Source organism: Psychroserpens luteolus, from assembly GCF_021032705.1.
GTDB lineage: Bacteria > Bacteroidota > Bacteroidia > Flavobacteriales > Flavobacteriaceae > Psychroserpens > Psychroserpens luteolus.
The window spans coordinates 287,574-306,319 of the sequence record NZ_JAHVXI010000003.1 but is presented as its reverse complement, the minus strand read 5'-3'; the positions used below and the strand labels follow the sequence as shown (position 1 = coordinate 306,319).

13 protein-coding genes are annotated in these 18,746 nt (G+C 34.3%); all 13 read left to right on the top strand.

From position 1 onward, the window contains the following. The first annotated feature begins 17 nt into the window (after positions 1 to 17). The 13 genes from KWG70_RS10235 (at position 18) to KWG70_RS10175 (ending at position 18,709) form a co-directional block, all read left to right on the top strand. Positions 18 to 3,725 (top strand): efflux RND transporter permease subunit, encoded by a 3,708-nt coding sequence (locus KWG70_RS10235; RefSeq protein ID WP_230935925.1) that lies wholly within the window; start codon positions 18 to 20, stop codon positions 3,723 to 3,725. Beyond that, positions 3,722 to 4,957 carry a TolC family protein gene (locus KWG70_RS10230; protein WP_230935924.1) on the top strand — a complete coding sequence of 412 codons (1,236 nt, stop codon included), beginning with the start codon at positions 3,722 to 3,724 and terminating at the stop codon, positions 4,955 to 4,957. The genes KWG70_RS10235 and KWG70_RS10230 overlap by 4 nt, the downstream gene beginning before the upstream one ends. Before the next feature lie 3 nt (positions 4,958 to 4,960). Further along, positions 4,961 to 5,686, top strand: a complete 726-nt coding sequence (locus tag KWG70_RS10225) for an acetolactate decarboxylase (protein WP_230935923.1) — start codon at positions 4,961 to 4,963, stop codon at positions 5,684 to 5,686. Then, positions 5,683 to 6,240, top strand: coding sequence for a helix-turn-helix domain-containing protein (locus tag KWG70_RS10220; protein WP_230935922.1), 558 nt, complete (start codon positions 5,683 to 5,685; stop codon positions 6,238 to 6,240). The genes KWG70_RS10225 and KWG70_RS10220 overlap by 4 nt, the downstream gene beginning before the upstream one ends. A gap of 77 nt (positions 6,241 to 6,317) precedes the next feature. Continuing rightward, positions 6,318 to 7,052, top strand: a complete 735-nt coding sequence (locus KWG70_RS10215) for a heavy-metal-associated domain-containing protein (protein WP_230935921.1) — start codon at positions 6,318 to 6,320, stop codon at positions 7,050 to 7,052. A gap of 64 nt (positions 7,053 to 7,116) precedes the next feature. Then, entirely contained in the window at positions 7,117 to 9,123 is a 2,007-nt protein-coding gene (locus KWG70_RS10210; protein ID WP_317206756.1) for a copper-translocating P-type ATPase, read from the top strand. A gap of 4 nt (positions 9,124 to 9,127) precedes the next feature. Further along, on the top strand, positions 9,128 to 9,712 hold the full coding sequence (locus KWG70_RS10205) for a DUF2911 domain-containing protein (RefSeq protein ID WP_230935919.1): 585 nt from the start codon (positions 9,128 to 9,130) through the stop codon (positions 9,710 to 9,712). Beyond that, positions 9,713 to 10,426 (top strand): PepSY domain-containing protein, encoded by a 714-nt coding sequence (locus KWG70_RS10200; protein WP_230935918.1) that lies wholly within the window; start codon positions 9,713 to 9,715, stop codon positions 10,424 to 10,426. Between the two features lie 2 nt (positions 10,427 to 10,428). Further along, complete coding sequence (locus tag KWG70_RS10195) at positions 10,429 to 12,201, top strand: efflux RND transporter periplasmic adaptor subunit (protein WP_230935917.1); 1,773 nt, start codon at positions 10,429 to 10,431, stop codon at positions 12,199 to 12,201. A 45-nt stretch (positions 12,202 to 12,246) separates the two neighbouring features. Then, positions 12,247 to 13,227 (top strand): hypothetical protein, encoded by a 981-nt coding sequence (locus KWG70_RS10190; RefSeq protein WP_230935916.1) that lies wholly within the window; start codon positions 12,247 to 12,249, stop codon positions 13,225 to 13,227. A gap of 76 nt (positions 13,228 to 13,303) precedes the next feature. Then, positions 13,304 to 13,744: a heavy-metal-associated domain-containing protein gene (locus tag KWG70_RS10185; protein ID WP_230935915.1), complete on the top strand. Its 441-nt coding sequence runs from the start codon at positions 13,304 to 13,306 to the stop codon at positions 13,742 to 13,744. A gap of 136 nt (positions 13,745 to 13,880) precedes the next feature. After that, positions 13,881 to 14,252, top strand: coding sequence for a hypothetical protein (locus KWG70_RS10180; RefSeq protein WP_230935914.1), 372 nt, complete (start codon positions 13,881 to 13,883; stop codon positions 14,250 to 14,252). A gap of 122 nt (positions 14,253 to 14,374) precedes the next feature. Further along, positions 14,375 to 18,709, top strand: a complete 4,335-nt coding sequence (locus KWG70_RS10175) for a CusA/CzcA family heavy metal efflux RND transporter (RefSeq protein ID WP_230935913.1) — start codon at positions 14,375 to 14,377, stop codon at positions 18,707 to 18,709. Positions 18,710 to 18,746 lie beyond the last annotated feature (37 nt).

Sequence of the window (18,746 nt, the reverse complement as noted above, 5' to 3'; positions counted from 1 at the left end):
TTTAATTATCAAATACTATGCTAAATAAAAGCATCAAATTTTTAATAGAAAATAAACTCGTTGCAGTTCTACTTCTCGTTCTTTTCGTAGGATGGGGAACAGTAAATGCACCTTTCAATTGGGATACAGGATTTTTACCAAGTAATCCTGTAGCTGTAGATGCCATACCAGATATTGGAGAAAACCAACAAATTGTATTTACAAAGTGGGATGGTCGTTCACCTCAAGATATAGAAGACCAAATTACCTATCCATTAACCACGTCTTTGTTAGGTATTCCTGGAGTAAAAACCATTCGTAGTTCGTCTATGTTCGGCTTTTCAAGTATCTATATAATTTTTGAAGAAGATATAGAATTTTACTGGAGTAGAAGTCGAATTCTCGAAAAACTAAACTCATTACCAAGTGGTTTATTACCTGAAGGTGTTAATCCTGCGTTGGGACCAGATGCAACAGGATTAGGACAAATATTTTGGTACACGCTTGAAGGACGTGATGAAAACGGAAATGTAACTGGTGGTTGGGATTTACAAGAATTACGTAGTATTCAAGATTACTATGTAAAATATGCGCTATCCTCTGCAAATGGCGTATCAGAAGTAGCATCTATTGGTGGTTATGTTCAAGAATACCAAGTAGATGTTAATCCAGAATTGATGCGTCAATATAATATAGGTATGCATCATATTGTAAAAGCAGTTAAGGAAAGTAATAAAGACATTGGTGCACAAACTATTGAAATCAATAATGCAGAATATTTAGTTCGCGGCTTGGGTTATGTAAAATCTATCGCAGATATTGAAAACGCTGTCGTTACTTCCGAAGATTATACAGCAATACGAATTAAAGATATTGGAAAAGTCTCTTTAGGCCCTGCAACAAGACGTGGCTTATTAGATAAAGAAGGTGCAGAAGTTGTCGGTGGTGTTGTAGTAGCGCGTTATGGTGCAAACCCAATGGAAGTCATTAATAATGTAAAAGAGAAAATTAACGAATTAAGTGCAGGGTTACCTTCAAAAGTATTGGCAGATGGAAGAACATCACAAGTCACAATAGTACCATTTTATGATAGAACAGAATTAATTCAAGAAACACTAGGCACACTCAATGAAGCCTTAACTTTAGAAATTCTAATTACCATTTTGGTTATTATCATTATGGTGTTTAATCTTCGGGCATCGGTACTTATATCTGGACTACTACCAGTTGCTGTTTTAATGGTTTTTATAGCTATGAAGTTCTTTGGAGTAGATGCAAACATTGTCGCATTATCTGGTATTGCAATTGCTATTGGTACAATGGTCGATGTTGGTGTCATTCTTTCAGAAAACATTATAAGGCATTTAGATGAAGATGATGGAACACAATCCATTAATACAGTAGTTTATAATGCCACAGCAGAAGTATCTGGCGCAATCGTAACCGCAGTAATGACAACAATAATTAGTTTCATTCCTGTATTTACTATGATTGGTGCAGAAGGAAAATTATTTAGACCATTGGCATTTACAAAAACCTTTGCGTTAACTGCATCAGTTATTGTCGCTTTATTTTTAATTCCACCGTTTGCTGCTTATTTATTCAGAAAGAAAAGCATTAAAAACACTTTTAAAACTATTTTAAATGGTGTTTTAATAGCTTTAGGAATCGTAGCAATAGTCTTTGGGTATTGGTTAGGATTGATTTTGATAGCTTTTGGAATTACAGCACTTCTAAATCTTCAAAATAAAATATCAGACAAACAAGCTAATCTTGTCAATATCATTATTTCAGCATCAGCAATCATATTTCTGTTAGCCGAATATTGGCGACCATTAGGCGTTGATAAAAGCATCTTTTGGAATCTCATTTTTGTAAGTGTAATTTGCTTTGGTTTATTAGGTCTTTTTACATTATTCATCAAATATTACACACATATTTTAAGGTGGTGTTTAGATCATAAATTATTGTTTCTATCTGTTCCAACAGCTATTGTAATTGCAGGGTTTTTCATCATGAAGAACACAGGCAAAGAGTTTATGCCATCCTTAAATGAAGGCTCATTTCTACTAATGCCAACTTCAATGCCTCATTCTGGTGTGGAAGAAAACAAACGGGTTTTACAACAATTAGATATGGCTGTCGCCAGTATTCCAGAAATTGAAACAGTTGTAGGTAAAGCAGGTAGAACAGAATCAGCGTTAGACCCAGCACCTCTATCAATGTATGAGAACATCATTCAGTATAAATCAGAATATATGCTGAATGCAGATGGAGAACGACAACGCTATAAAGTAAATGAGGATGGTTTGTTTGAATTGAAAGATGGTCGCTTTATTTCTAATCCTAATAATTCCGAAAATGTTGCTTATAGCACAGTTAAAAGGTCTCAACTAATCGAAGATGAGGATGGTGAATACTATCGTAATTGGCGACCAGAAATTGAATCACCAGACGATATTTGGAATGAAATTGTAAGAGTTACCAAATTGCCAGGTGTTACGTCAGCACCAAAACTACAACCCATTGAAACAAGATTGGTAATGCTTCAAACAGGAATGCGAGCACCTATGGGAATTAAGGTAAAAGGTCAAGACTTAAAGCAAATTGAAGCCTTTGGTGTTCAATTGGAAGATATACTCAAACAAGCTGAAGGTGTTAAAAAAGAAGCTGTTTTTGCAGACCGTATTGTAGGCAAACCCTATTTGTTAATTGATATTGATAGAGAGAAAATTGCACGTTATGGTATTTCTGTACAAGATGTTCAAGAGGTATTAAAAGTCGCAGTTGGTGGTATGGTATTAACACAAACGGTTGAAGGTCGTGAGCGATATGGTGTTCGTGTGCGATACCCAAGAGAATTACGAGCAAATCCAACAGACTTACAACAGATTTATATGCCAGTTGAAAAAGGCAGTCCTGTTCCATTAAGCGAATTGGCATCCATTCGTTACGAACAAGGTCCACAAGTCATTAAAAGTGAAGATACCTTTTTAGTAGGTTATGTACTGTTCGATAAATTAGATGGTTTTGCAGAAGTAAGCGTGGTTGAAAACGCACAAGCATTGATTCAAGAAAAGATAGACTCTGGTGAATTGATAGTTCCAAAAGGAATCAACTATGCATTCACAGGAACTTACGAAAATCAATTACGAGCAGAAAAAACCTTATCTGTTGTTGTGCCATTAGCATTGGCAATCATCTTTTTAATACTGTATTTCCAATTCCGTTCTGTTGGTACATCATTAATGGTGTTTACAGGTATTGCAGTAGCGTTTGCTGGTGGATTTGTAATGATATGGCTCTATGGTCAAGATTGGTTTTTAAACTTCAATGTCGCTGGGCAGAATCTGCGTGATTTATTCCAGATGCACCCAATTAATTTAAGTGTGGCTGTTTGGGTAGGTTTTATTGCACTCTTCGGTATTGCAACCGATGATGGTGTGGTTATGGCAACCTATTTAACACAAACTTTTAATAGAAATACACCAGAAAACAAAAAAGAAGTTAGGGCGTCAGTTGTTGAAGCAGGAGAAAAACGAATCAGACCCTGTTTAATGACAACAGCAACGACCATATTAGCATTATTACCAATACTCACATCTACAGGGAGAGGAAGCGATATTATGATTCCAATGGCAATCCCAAGTTTTGGTGGAATGCTCATAGCCTTAATAACCCTATTCGTAGTTCCAGTATTATATAGCTGGAAATCCGAAGTTAAACTTAAAAGAGCAACAAAATGAAATACATAAAAATCAATATAAAAACGGTCTTTGTTCTTTGTGCTTTATGCTTCGTGCTTTCTGCGCAAAGTCAAGAGTTAGAAAAGCTTATTGATACAGCATTAAATAACAGTCCAGAAATTCAAAAATTTGAATTGCAATACAAAAGAGCTTCCGAAAAAGTAAATGAAGTCAATACCATTCCTAATACCGAATTTGGTGTAGGTTACTTTGTGAGCGAACCAGAAACGAGAACAGGAGCACAACGCTTTAAGGTATCAGCTAAACAAATGTTACCGTGGTTTGGTACAATTACATCAAGAGAAAATTATGTCAGTTCATTAGCTGATGCAAAATATGAAGACATTGTTATTGCAAAGCGAAAATTGATGGCTTCTGTATCACAATCCTATTATAATCTTTACGCTAATAAAGCAAAACAAGAGGTTTTAAGCGAGAATATTAAACTACTGGAAACCTATGAGACATTAGCACTAACCTCTGTTGAGGTTGGTAAAGCATCTGCTGTAGATGTATTGAGATTACAAATGCGTCAAAATGAAATGCAACAACTAAAAGATGTTTTAAGTCAACAGTTTTTAGCGGAACAAACGAATCTGAATAACCTTTTGAACAGAGAAAATGATGTTGCTGTTACTGTGGTAGAGAGTTTAATGATGCCTTCAGAAGACTTTGAAGTCACTACTAAAAATTTAGCATTGCATCCTGAATTGTTAAAGTATGATAAACTATTTCAATCCATAGAACAATCAGAATTACTAAACCAAAAAGAAAGCAGTCCTATGATTGGGTTTGGCTTGGACTATATCAATGTTTCCGAAAGACCAGATATGAATTTCTCGGATAACGGTAAAGATATTGTGATGCCTATGGTTTCATTGTCAATCCCAATTTTTAATAAAAAATATAAATCTCAAACCAAGCAAAATGAGTTGCAACAGGAAGAAATAACAGCTCAAAAACAAGAACGATTAAACACTTTGGAAACACTTTTAAGTAAGGCGATTAATGAACGTATTTCGGCAAGAATAAGTTATGAGACTCAAACCAAGAACTTAAAACAAGCTAAAGATGCAGAAGATATCTTAATCAAAAGTTACGAAACAGGAACGATAGATTTTAATGATGTTTTGGATATTCAGGAATTGCAACTAAAGTTTCAAATGAACCAAATAGAGTCTATTAAGGGCTACTATGTGCAAAGCACAATTATTAATTACTTAACCAATTAAGCAATGAAAAGATTAACATATATAATCGTATTAGTGTTTTTTACAATTGCCTTTTCGTCTTGTCGAGATAAAGAAAGTAAAACTCTTTCAACAGAAGTAAAACATTCAGGTGCTTTAAGAACAATAATGTCTGGGAATATTCAACCCGTAATCAGTTTAGACACACTTTCAAAAATGAAAAACCTTTACGCTCTTGGTGCTGTGGATAACCTCAAGGGCGAAATTCAAATATTTGATAGTCAACCAAGCAACAGTTTTGTGGTTGATAGTAGTTTACAGATTAAAGATTCTTACAATATAAAGGCATCTCTATTAGTATATGCAGAAATTAAAGCGTGGGATTCTTTTCAAATTGAGAATAGTAAAACAAAAAGTGATTTAGAAAAGCAAATTTTTGAAATAGCCACAGATATTGGGATTGACATAGAAAAACCATTTCCTTTTCTATTAGATGGTACTATCGCTTCTTTAGATTGGCACGTCATTAATTGGAAAGATGGTGATAAAATACATAGTCATAAAAAACACAAAGAATCTGGTTTAAATGGAACTTTGAAAGATAGTAAAGTTCAAATTATAGGGTTTTATTCTACAAAGCACAAAGCAGTCTTTACACATCATACAACCAATATGCATATGCATTTTAAAACAGATGGTAATGAGATTGCTGGCCATATAGATGATTTGTTATTACATCAAACAGTAACATTAAAACTACCAAAGCAATGAAACCAACCCTTAACATAAAGAATATGGTGTGCGACAGATGCAAATCAACTGTATTGCGTGAGTTGGAGGAATTGGGTTGTGACATAAAATCGGTTGAGCTTGGGCAAATTGTTCTAAACGAAAAGACAGGCATCCAAGCATTAGAATTGGAAAAAGTGCTGAACAAACACGGTTTTGAAATCATAAAGGATGAAACAGAAATTTTGATAGAGGAAATAAAGATTGTACTCATACAAAAAATCGAAAATCAAGACAATGCAAATCTTTCCTCTTTTTTGACCAAAAGGTTTAATAAATCCTATTCGGCTTTAAGCAAGTTGTTCAGTAAAACTGAAGGTTTAACCATAGAAAAATATGAAATCAACTTAAAGATTGAAAAGGTAAAAGAACTGATACAATTGGGACAGTTGAATTTTTCAGAAATAGCATACAGCTTGAACTATAATAACAGTAGTCATTTGGCGAGACAATTCAAAAATGTAACAGGAATGTCAATGACAGTATTTAAGAACCTGCAAAAATGGAACAGAAAACCCATAGACCAAATTGTGTAAAGATTATCCAGAATTGTACAAATAAAGGTGGGTTGCAGAAATTAATTTTGTGTAATAATCATTAAAAAAAATGAACAATGACACATACATATAACATAACAGGAATGACCTGCGGAGGCTGTAAGGCTTCGGTAGAAAAATATTTGGGCAACGTAGATAACGTTACCAACGTTACTGTTAACCTCGAAAAAGCCGAAGCTGAAGTTACAATGAGTAGTCACGTTGCTACGGAAGTTCTTAAAAAAGCATTGCCGGAAAAATATACTCTTTCGGAAAAGGAAAACAAAAATGTTTTCCAGATGACATCCCAATCTATGGATGAAACAGAGCAAAAGTCAAAACTGCAACAATTGCAACCATTATTGCTCATCCTTTTTTACATAGCAACTGCAAGTATTTTGTTGCATTCTAAAAATTGGGATGGTAATGCCGTAATGTTGGATTTTATGGGGTTGTTTTTCATAGTGTTCAGTTTCTTCAAGATGCTAGATTTGAAAAATTTCCCAGAATCCTTCAGAATGTATGACCCATTAGCAAAACGGGTTTCAATATATGGTTGGATATACCCATTCATAGAAACTGCTCTTGGACTGATGTTCTTAATGCGATTTGAAATAGAAATTGCCCTTATAGCCACTCTTATAATATTAAGTATCACAACGGTTGGCGTTACTAAAACGCTTTTGGATAATAAATCAATTCGTTGTGCTTGTCTTGGAACGGCATTAAAACTACCTATGACAGAAGCCACATTTATTGAAAATGCTATTATGATTGTAATGGCAGTATTAATGTTAACTCAAATGATATAAAATGGAACACCACCAACATCATAATCACGAAGAAATGGATCATTCTAAAATGGACCGCTCTAAAATGAACCGCGGAAACGGTGGTCATTCTGGGCACAATCCTGCTCACGGTAAACAGGGACACGACCATCATAAAATGATGATAGAAGATTTTAAACGGAGATTTTTGGTGTCCACAATTTTAACCATTCCAATTCTTTTATTATCGCCAATGATACATAAATGGTTGGGTATAGACTGGAATTTTACAGGCAGCAATTATATACTATTTGCCTTATCGAGTGTTGTTTACTTTTTCGGAGGATGGCCATTTTTAAAGGGCTTGGTAAGTGAGTTAAAGAAGAAGTCAGCAGGAATGATGACCCTTATTGCCATAGCAATTTCGGCAGCATACTTTTATAGTGTTGCGGTTATTTTTGGATTCGAGGGCAAAACTTTCTTTTGGGAATTAGCAACACTTATCGATGTAATGTTGATTGGTCATTGGCTTGAAATGCGTTCCATTTTAGGAGCAAGTAAAGCCTTGGAAGCATTGGCTGCATTAATGCCCAATGAAGCGAACTTGGTAGATGGAAACCAAACTCGAAAAGTAAAAATAAGCGAGTTAAATGAAGGTGATATCATTCTCATTAAACCGGGTGAGAAAGTTCCAGCAGACGGCGTAATTGTAGAAGGTAAAAGTGACCTTAATGAAAGTATGCTCACTGGGGAAAGTAAGCCTGTAAGTAAAAGTGTTGATGAAGAAGTAATTGGCGGTGCTATTAATGGTAATGGGGTCATCAAAGTAAGAGTAAAAGGCATAGGAAAAGAAACCTATTTATCAAAAGTGATAAATATGGTTCAGACGGCTCAAAAGCAGAAGTCCAAAACGCAACGTTTGGCAGACGTAGCAGCAAAATGGCTTACTGTAATTGCATTAGTATTAGGTTTTGGTACATTCTTTACGTGGTTGGCATTAGGAGAAACAGTATCATTTGCCTTAGAACGTATGGTAACTGTAATGGTAATCTGTTGTCCACACGCTTTAGGGCTGGCAGTACCTTTAGTAGCTGCAATATCTACAAGTATCTCTGCTAAAAATGGACTCTTAATTCGTAACCGAACAGCATTTGAGGCTTCTCGAAAAATATCAACCATTGTGTTCGACAAAACTGGAACGCTAACTAAAGGTTCACACGAAGTAGTAAGAATTGTTCCATTGTCATCAGACTACGATAAAACAGAACTCTTAAAGTATGCGACTGCTGTTGAAAGCCCTTCCGAACACCATATATCCAAAGGATTAAGACGAAAAGCAAAAGAAGAAAATATTGAGATTCCTTCTGTAACTGATTTCAAGTACAACGCAGGCGTTGGTGTTAGTGGAACAGTCAATGGAAAGAAAGTACAAGCAGGTGGATATGTACTAATGGAACAATTGAACAAAGATGTTGCTGAAGATAAAGACGAGGGTATTGAAACCAAAATCTTTACCATAGTAGATGATGAAGTGATTGGCTTTGTAACCTTCGCAGATGAAATCAGGGAAAGTTCTTATGAAGCTATTAAAGTCCTTCAGAAAAACAATATCAAAGTCTCTTTGCTTACTGGAGACAATGAAAAAGTAGCCAAAGATGTCGCTGATAAATTAGGACTAGATGATTATATGGCAGAAGTATTGCCAGACCAAAAACAAGATAAAATAATTGAATTACAGGCAATTGGTGAATTTGTAGCTATGACTGGCGATGGTGTAAATGACGCGCCAGCTTTGGCACAGGCAGATGTGGGCATTGCCATTGGTTCTGGAACGGATGTAGCCGCCGAGACCGCTGATATTGTTTTAGTGGACAGTAATCCAAAAGACATTGCCAACTTGATATTATTTGGTAAGGCTACCTATCGTAAAATGGTTCAAAATCTGGTTTGGGCAACGGGCTACAATATTGTGGCTTTGCCCTTGGCAACAGGGTTCATCCCTGGGCTTATGATAAGCCCTGCATTTGGCGCGGCGTTAATGAGTATAAGTACCATAATCTGTGCTGTAAATGCACAATTATTAAAAAGGAATTTAATAACCACAAAAGAATAAATCTATGAAAATCATATTCATAATACTATTTGCTGGAATTCTGCTCAAAAGTTGTAAAAACGTAAATAGTAATAAAGAAGAACATAACCACCAAGAAACTATGGAGGTGGATGCTGAGAAGAATAAAAAGAAAGTTTTAAGCCCTCATACATCTGCAATGGCAATGGTAGGTGATGCACATATTCACATAGACTATTCATCACCTGGAGTTAGGGGTAGAATAATTTTTGGCGGTTTATTGGCATACGACCAAGTATGGCAATCAGGAGCACATATGACTACTTGGATAGAGACCAATAAGAATTTACAAATTAAAGGTAAAACACTTCCAGCGGGTAAATACGGATTCTTTACAATTCCTTCAAAAGATGAATGGACAGTCATATTTAACTCTAATTGGGAGCAACACGGTAAAGATGAATATGATGAAAAAGATGATGTAATTCGGTTTAAAGTAAAACCTAATTTTTCTGAAGAAATAAAGGAACATTTAGAATACAAAGTCAGCAAAGTTGATAACGCCGAAGGGAAAATAAGTCTGTCTTGGGAAAAAGTATCAATTGATTTCAATTTTAAAGTAGAGCAATAGATGGTAAATAGGCACACAGCACTAAAAATCAGAAAAACACACCGCTATTTAGGGTTGTTTTTAGGAATACAATTTTTGTTTTGGACTATTAGTGGTCTGTATTTTAGTTGGACAGATATTGATGAAATTCACGGAGACCATTTTAAAAATTTAGATTATCAGCCTAAAGCATTTAAAGACCTCATTAGTCCATCACAACTTAATGTTTCTCAAGGTATCAATACTATTGAGTTGAGAGACATTAATAATTCGCCTTACTATTGGGTAAATAAAAAACAATTATACAGTGCTATTGATGGAAGCCCAAAGAATAGCATCACAAAAGATGAAGCACTTTATATCGCCAAAAATTATATGAAAGATGGTTTGGTTGCTGAAAATATAGAGCAAATTAATGAAGTAGGTAAACACCACGAATACAGAGAACGTTTATTACCAGCTTATGTGATTTCTTACAAATCTGACGAAACATTAAAAGCTTATGTGTCCGTAAAAGATGGAAAATTTCAAACAGTAAGACATCGGAGTTGGCGTTGGTTCGATTTTTTATGGATGACACATACAATGGATTACGAAGGGAGAGACAATTTTAATACAATAGTATTAAGAGCCTTTTCTCTATTAGGTTTAATTACTGTTTTGAGTGGCTTTTTACTATGGTACACATCATCCCCATCAATTAGAAAATTATTAAAAAGTAGAAAAAATAATTAAAGATGAAAAAATATATCATTTACATAGGAATATTAGCAATTGGTTTACTCTTGGGTTGGTTGCTATTTGGAAGTTCGTCCAATGAAAGTACAGAGCACAATCATATGGAAACAACAGAAACCAATCAAATATGGACGTGTTCTATGCATCCACAAATTATGCAACCAGAACCAGGTGATTGTCCTATTTGTGGTATGGATTTAATTCCTGCAGAAAGTAGTGCAGATGGTTTGTTGGCAGACCAATTCAAGTTAACTGAAAATGCGATGGCATTAGCCAATATTCAAACAACTGTTGTTGGCAAAGGAAATATTGAAGGCAACACGATTAAATTATCAGGTAAAATTGCTGAAAATGAAGAAGCAAACGCAGTACAAGTCAGTTACTTTTCGGGTAGAATAGAACGATTGAATGTCAGTTTTACAGGTGAAGAAGTAAAAATAGGTCAATTATTAGCAACCATTTATTCGCCAGAATTGTATGCAGCACAACAAGAATTGATTACAGCTTCATCTTTAAAGGAATCGCAACCTGCATTATACAAGGCGGTTCGTAGTAAATTGAAGTTGTGGAAACTTTCCGAAAGTCAAATCAATCAGGTTGAAGAAACTGGAAAAGTAAAAGAAAACTTTCCAGTCTATGCTACGGTTTCAGGAACAGTTACCGAAAAATTAGTAGAACAAGGCGATTACATTAAACAAGGTCAACCATTGCTTAAAATTGCAAACCTCAATACGGTTTGGGCAAATTTTGATGTCTATGAAAATCAAATCGATTTATTTAAAAAGGGACAAGAAGTTTTAGTGACTACAAACGCTTATGCTAATAAGGAATTTAAAGGGAAAGTAGATTTCATTGACCCAATATTAAATACCAAAACAAGAACAGTAACCTTACGTGTGGTGCTTACTAATAAAAATGATGTATTCAAACCTGGAATGTTTGTGTCCGCAAATATTGAACGAGTTTCAAGTAATAATGATGAGGTATTAACAATTCCTGCATCTGCTGTACTTTGGACAGGTGAGCGTTCTGTTGTGTATTTAAAAACCAATCCAGACCAAACTATTTTTGAAATGCGTGAAGTTGTTTTAGGCAATCAAATTGGTAATGAATATGAAGTTTTAGAAGGATTATTTGTTGGCAATGAAATCGTAACTAACGGAACATTTACGGTTGATGCGGCAGCTCAATTACAAGGTAAAAAATCAATGATGAATAAGGAAGGTGGTAAAGTAATGACAGGTCACGAAGAACATTTAGGAATGGATAATAATGCATCAAAAAAAGAAAGTGACCATACTAATATGAACCAGAGATTGACAGTATCAGAGAAATTTCAAGAACAATTAAAAGTTGTTTACAATGATTACATCAATTTAAAAGATGCTTTAGTTCAAGAAAATTCAAAAAATACTTCAGTTAGTGCAACAAGTTTATTTAACAATTTAAGTAAAGTGGATATGAAATTATTATCAGACAATAATGCTCATATACATTGGATGTCATTAGTAAAAGAAATACAATCTTCTGCGACATCTATTTCTAAAACCTCTGATATAAAGGCTCAAAGAGACCATTTCAAGCATTTATCATCACACTTAATAAATGCTGTACAACTGTTTGGTGTTAAGGAAAAAGTGTATGTAGAGTTTTGTCCAATGGCAGATAATAACAATGGTGCTTATTGGTTGAGTAAAGAGGAGAAAGTGTTAAATCCATACTTTGGTAAAGCTATGCTGAAGTGTGGTAGTGTGAAAGAAATTATTGAATAGATGCAACTAAAATTAAACAATTAATTAACAAATAATTAGAATATCATGAAAATAATATACTTATTCTGGGGCTTTGCAAGAGGTAAAGCGAGATTTCTTTACAAATTATTATTGACCAATTCTTCAGTAGCCAGAAGATTACTAAGAAAAGATAATGTTGCAGGTAGTAGTAGTTTATACTGCTATAGAATTTGGATGAAACATCTAAAGAATTGGTCAAGGGTTAGCAACGAAACACCAAAAGTTGTTGTAGAAATTGGACCCGGAGATTCTTTAGGTGTAGGGTTAGCAGCATTAATATCTGGCTCGCATAAGTATTATGCATTAGAGAAAACTCAATTTTGGAATGTAGAAACTAACATTAGGGTTTTTGATGAATTGGTTATTTTTTTTAAAAATAGAGATAAGACTCAGGCTATTGAGATAAATGAAGACGAAAACAACGATTTGATGCAAATGGATTTTCCTTCGAATATTCTAACCGAAGAATATTTGTCAGAGTGTTTAGCAGAGGAGAGACTTAATGCGATTCGCCTGGAATTATTAGATCCCGAAAACTTGAACAATGTTTATATTCATTCTATAATCCCTTGGAATAGTAGAGATATTATTGAAAACAATACAGTAGATTATATTTTTTCTCATACTGTTTTGCAACATTTACACGATTTACCTTATGATTACAAAACTATGAACCAGTGGCTGAAAAGTGGAGGTTGTATGTCGCATACCATTGATTTTACATGTTTAAATAGAACTAAATTATGGAATGGGCATTGGACACTCAGTAAATTGGAATGGAAAATAATTACTGGTGGAATAAGCTTAATAAATCGAGAACCCTTGTCCACCCATTTACAGTTATTAAAAGCAAATGATTTTGAAATCAAATACCAAAAATCAGTTCTGAGCGATAATACGCTTAAGGTAGAAGATTTGTCTGATGAATTTAAACGTTTAGATATCAAAGATTTAACTACAAGTGGATATTACTATTTTGCTCAGTTGAGAAACAAACAAGAGTAATTAATAATCGTCTATGAATAATGTAACACTTACCTGTGAAGAATTAAACTCAATATATTAATTAAATTTTAAAACAATGAAGAAAGTAATTTTAAGTGCAGCTGTAGTAGTAGCATTAGGTTTAACAAGTTGTAAAAACGAAACCAAAAAAGAAACAGAATCATCAACTACTGAAATGTCCAAAGAAATGGTAATGACAAACCTATCTTTTGGAGTAAGAGGTAATTGTGGCATGTGTAAAAGTACCATTGAAAAAGCGGCCAATGGTGTAGATGGTGTTGCAACTGCCAATTGGGATGTCGATAAAAAGAAGATTGATGTTTCTTTTGATGATACCAAAACAGATGTAATGGCAATTCATAAGGCAATAGCAGCTTCAGGTTACGATACCGAAAAAGTTGCAGGAAGTGAAGATGCCTATAAAGATTTACCTGGATGTTGTCAATACGACCACGAAATGGCAATGAATCAATCTGGTGAGGAAAAAGAAGAAGATCATTCAGATCATGATCATTAATATTAAACAAAGAAGAGCCTTTTTAAAAAGGCTCTTCTATTAAAAAAAGCTATATGCTCATTTTATTTGCACAACCATTGCATTAAATAATTTATATATTTGTCTTTATTATATGAAAATATTCTTTTCCATATCAATGTCTATTTTATTCTTTTTTCAAGGGATAAGCATAGATATGGACTTTTGTGGTCCAATTAAAGAAATTTCAAGTGTTATTACCCATTATCAAGACCATAAAGCTTATGGAGACTCTTTCCTTGAATATGTAGTTGAAGATTACATTGACAATGATGCGAAAAATAAAGAGCATCATCATAACCCAGAGAAGGAAAATACACCAGTCCATTCCCATAATCAATGTTGTCACCCTTTGGTATTAATTATTGCGAACAATAATTTGGCTTTAAACAATAGTGTAAATTTTGAAGAGAAAAAACAATACAATTTACATAACGTAAACTTCACTTCCAGATATTTGGAATCACTTTTCCAGCCACCAAGGGCATAATTCAGTTTTTTTAAGGATAACTATATCCAATTTCGAGCCTATATGGTTCTTTTCATTTCGTGTAATTCTATTTTCTATATCAGAATTGTAACGAAAAGTTTAACTGAATTAAAACATTTTCTATGATTAATAAAATCATTGATTTTTCAATCAATAACAAATTCATTATTGGCTTGCTAACGCTTACCATTGTTGGAGCAGGTATTTGGAGTATGACAAAAGTACCCATCGATGCTGTTCCAGATATTACCAACAACCAAGTACAGGTCATAACACAAGCACCCAATTTAGGCACAGAGGACATTGAACAATTTGTAACCTATCCTGTGGAAGTTGCAATGAGCAATTTACCCAATGTTGAAGAAATTCGCTCAATTTCTCGCTTTGGCTTATCTGTGGTTACTATAGTTTTTGACGATGATATGGGAACGTATCTACCACGTCAATTAGTAGCTGAAAAACTAAACGAAGTCAAAGAGCAAATTCCAAGTGGTTTTGGCGAACCTGTTATGGGGCCTATTTCTTCTGGATTAGGAGAAATTTATCAATACACACTTAAAGTAAAACCAGAGTATAAAGACACATATTCGGTTACTGATTTGCGCACAATGCAAGATTGGATTGTCCAACGTCAAATGGCAATGGTAGAAGGTGTAGTTGAGGTAAACGCCATAGGTGGAAAAATCAAACAGTATGAAGTTGCTGTTGACCCAAATGAACTAAAAGCTATTGGTTTAACAATTACCGATGTTTTTGAAGCGCTTGAAGCTAATAATCAAAACACAGGTGGAGCATACATTGAAAAGAACCATCAAGCCAATTTTATTCGTGGAGAAGGATTGGTACGTAGTTTAGAGGATATTAAAAAGATTACGGTTAAAAACACAAACAATATTCCAATTACTGTTGGCGATATTGCTACAGTACAATATGGTGCTGCTATCCGTTATGGCGCTTTAACTCAAGATGGCGAAGGCGAAGTAGTTGGTGGTTTGGTAATGATGCTTAAAGGTGCAAATTCTAACGATGTTATTGAGAATGTAAAAGAGCGAATGGCTCAAATTGAAAAATCGCTCCCAGAAGGAGTCATTATCGAGCCTTTATTAGATCGAAGCAAATTAATAGCAGAAACAACTTCAACAGTTGCTACCAACCTAATTGAAGGTGCATTAATAGTGATATTTGTTCTTATTTTCTTATTAGGCAATTGGCGAGGTGGTTTGATAGTAGCTTCAACAATTCCATTATCCTTATTATTTGCCTTCATACTAATGAATGTGTTTGATGTATGGGCTAACCTAATGAGTCTAGGGGCAATAGATTTCGGAATTATTGTTGATGGTGCTGTAATTATTGTAGAAAGTACTGTTTTTCTAATTGCTTCTCAAGTCCTAAAGAAAAAGAAGTTAACATCTAAAGAGCGTGATGGTGTTGCAGCAGATGCTTCGAAAAAAATGATGAATGCTGCCTTTTTCGGTCAACTGATTATTTTAATTGTTTTTCTGCCAATATTAGCATTAGAAGGTATTGAAGGCAAAATGTTCAAACCAATGGCATTGACTTTCATTTTTGCAATGATTGGTGCAATGGTACTTTGTTTGACGTATGTGCCAATGATGTCTGCATTGGTGTTACGAGCACCAAAAAACGATAAAAAATCTTATGGAGATAGATTTGTGCATTGGGTTGAAGACAAGTATCAACCTTTATTGGTAAAAGCATTGCAAAAAGGAAAATGGATTATTGGTATTGCAGTCGTGCTATTTGGTGTTACTGTCTTTATGTTTATGAGAATGGGTGGCGAATTTATTCCACAATTAGATGAAGGTGACATTGCATTTCACGCCATCTTAAAACCAGGTAGTTCTCTTACAGAAACGATTGAAACCACTACAAAAATTGAACAAATTGTAAAAGTAAAGTTTCCAGAAGTTGAAAAAATAGTCAGTCGAATTGGTGTTGCCGAAATTCCAACAGATCCAATGCCAATGGATTTGGCTGATGTTTTTGTAATTCTAAAGCCAAAAAGCGAATGGACTACCGTTGAAACAAAAGACGAACTCATTGAAGAAATGAAGGAAGCTGTAGAAATAATTCCTGGCGTGAACTATGAATTTACCCAACCTATTGAAATGCGATTTAATGAACTGCTTGAAGGTGTTCGTGAAGACATTGCTATTAAACTTTATGGTGAAGATATAGAGGTGCTATCTCAAAAAGCAGAAGAAATATCAAAAATTATTGCTGGTACAGAAGGTATTGGCGATATGAAAGCCGAAGCTACAACAGGTTTACCGCAAATGACCATTTCGTATAACAGAAATAAATTGGCACAATATGGACTTCAAATAAATACCTTGAACCAAATTGTACAATCCGCATTTGCAGGTGGAACAGCAGGTGTTATTTTTGAAGGTGAAAAGCGGTTTGATTTAGTAGTTAGGTTAAGTTCTCGTAACCGTAAAGACATAACAGATATTCAAAATTTGTTTATCAACTTACCTTCTGGTGAACAAATTCCGCTTCGCGAAGTAGCTGATATAAGTTATAAAGGTGGTCCAATGCAAATAAGTAGAGACAATACCAATAGAAGGACTTATGTAGGGATTAATGTAAGAGGTCGTGATGTAAAATCATTGGTGGGCGAAATCAAAACTAAGTTAGATGCACAATTAGAGCTACCATCAGGTTATTTCATTCGCTATGGTGGTGCTTTTGAAAATTTAGAACGTGCCAGCAATCGTTTGCAAACCGTTGTTCCTATTGCGTTATTACTCATTTTTATTCTCATTTATTTCGCTTTAAAATCCTTACCACAAACCTTAATGATTTATATAGCAATTCCTATGGCAACCATTGGTGGTGTCGTAGCATTATGGTTACGAGATATGCCATTTAGTATTTCGGCAGGAGTCGGTTTTATCGTTTTATTTGGTGTTGCGGTATTAAACGGATTGGTAATGATTAGTGGTCTGAATGAATTAAAAGAAGAAGGTGTTACCAATCTAAAAGACAGAATTATAGAAGGTACAAAACGAAGAATTAGGCCTATCATGTTAACCGCTTTTACAGATGTTTTGGGTTTCTTGCCTATGGCAATTTCAGCATCAGCTGGTGCAGAAGTACAACGACCTTTAGCAACCGTTGTTATTGGTGGTTTGTTAACCTCTACATTATTAACATTATTTGTTTTACCTATATTATATCATTGGGTTGAGAACAAATCTTTCAATTTTCGAGCAAATAAAAAAGTAATTATAGTTACTTCAATGATAGCTTTTATGTTTTTGTTGCCAATAACAGGAAATGCGCAAAAAATAAATGATTCGTTACCAATTATTTCGATGCAAGAAGCTGTAAAATTGGCTAAAGAAAACTATCCAAGTTTAAAACAACAACAGTTTGAAATTGATAAGCAACAACAATTAAAGGGAACTGCTTTCGATTTTGGTACTACTCAAATTTTTACGGGAGGTGAAGAAATCAATAACGGAAATGGTATTTACACCACTATTGGAGTTGGTCAATCAAATATTGATGTATTTGGTATAGCACCAAAGAGAAAATTACTGGAGCAACGCATTCAGTTAGCCCAAAAAGCGTTTCAGCTTTCAGAATTAGATTTAGAATTGGAAGTACAGAAAGCGTGGGCAAATGCCATGCAGAGTAAAAGGAATTACAATTTGTACAAAGAGTTGGATTCTATATATAACAATTTTGAAAAAGCAGTAGAGTTAAATTATGAAGTGGAAGCTATTTCCAAGTTAGAATATTCAGCGGCTAAAAATCAAGTTTTACAGATTCAGAATAAATTTTTGCAATCAAAAAGTGAATATGTTATTGCTTTACAACAATTAAACTTGTGGTTGGTTTCAGATGAATTTTATACGGTTTCCGATGAAATTATCATAGAAAGTGAATTAAGTGAAAAATTCTTTAGTTTAGAAGCACACCCTTTATATACTTTTTCTCAACTTCAACTCGCAGAAGCAGAAGCAAACTTTAAAGCTGCCAAAGCTGAAAATTTGCCAAAGTTAAACCTTCAAGGTGGTTTGCAAAAAGTAAACGGAAATTCAGGGTTTTATACCTATCAAGCTGGTATTTCCATACCGTTTTTATCTGGTACAACAAAAGCACAAGTTAGAACTGCAAAAATTGATAGACAAATTGCCGAATCAAATATGCAATTTAAGCAAATGGAAGTGCAATCTAAATTTAATCAAGCAAAAGAAAATTACCAAAAATGGAAAACAACTTGGCTGTTCTATAAGGATGAAGTATTACCACTTATTAAAGAACAAAAAACTGGTGCTTTGTTTGCTTATAGAGAAGGAGAGATTGATTACACAGCGTTTACACAACTTATAAAAGAAGCTATTCAATCAGAACTGGAAGCACAAACAGCTTTAGTAAACTATTTAGAAAGTACATTTCAACTACAATATTTTAAACAATAAGACAATGAAAACCCATAATGGGCATTTGGCAAATAAT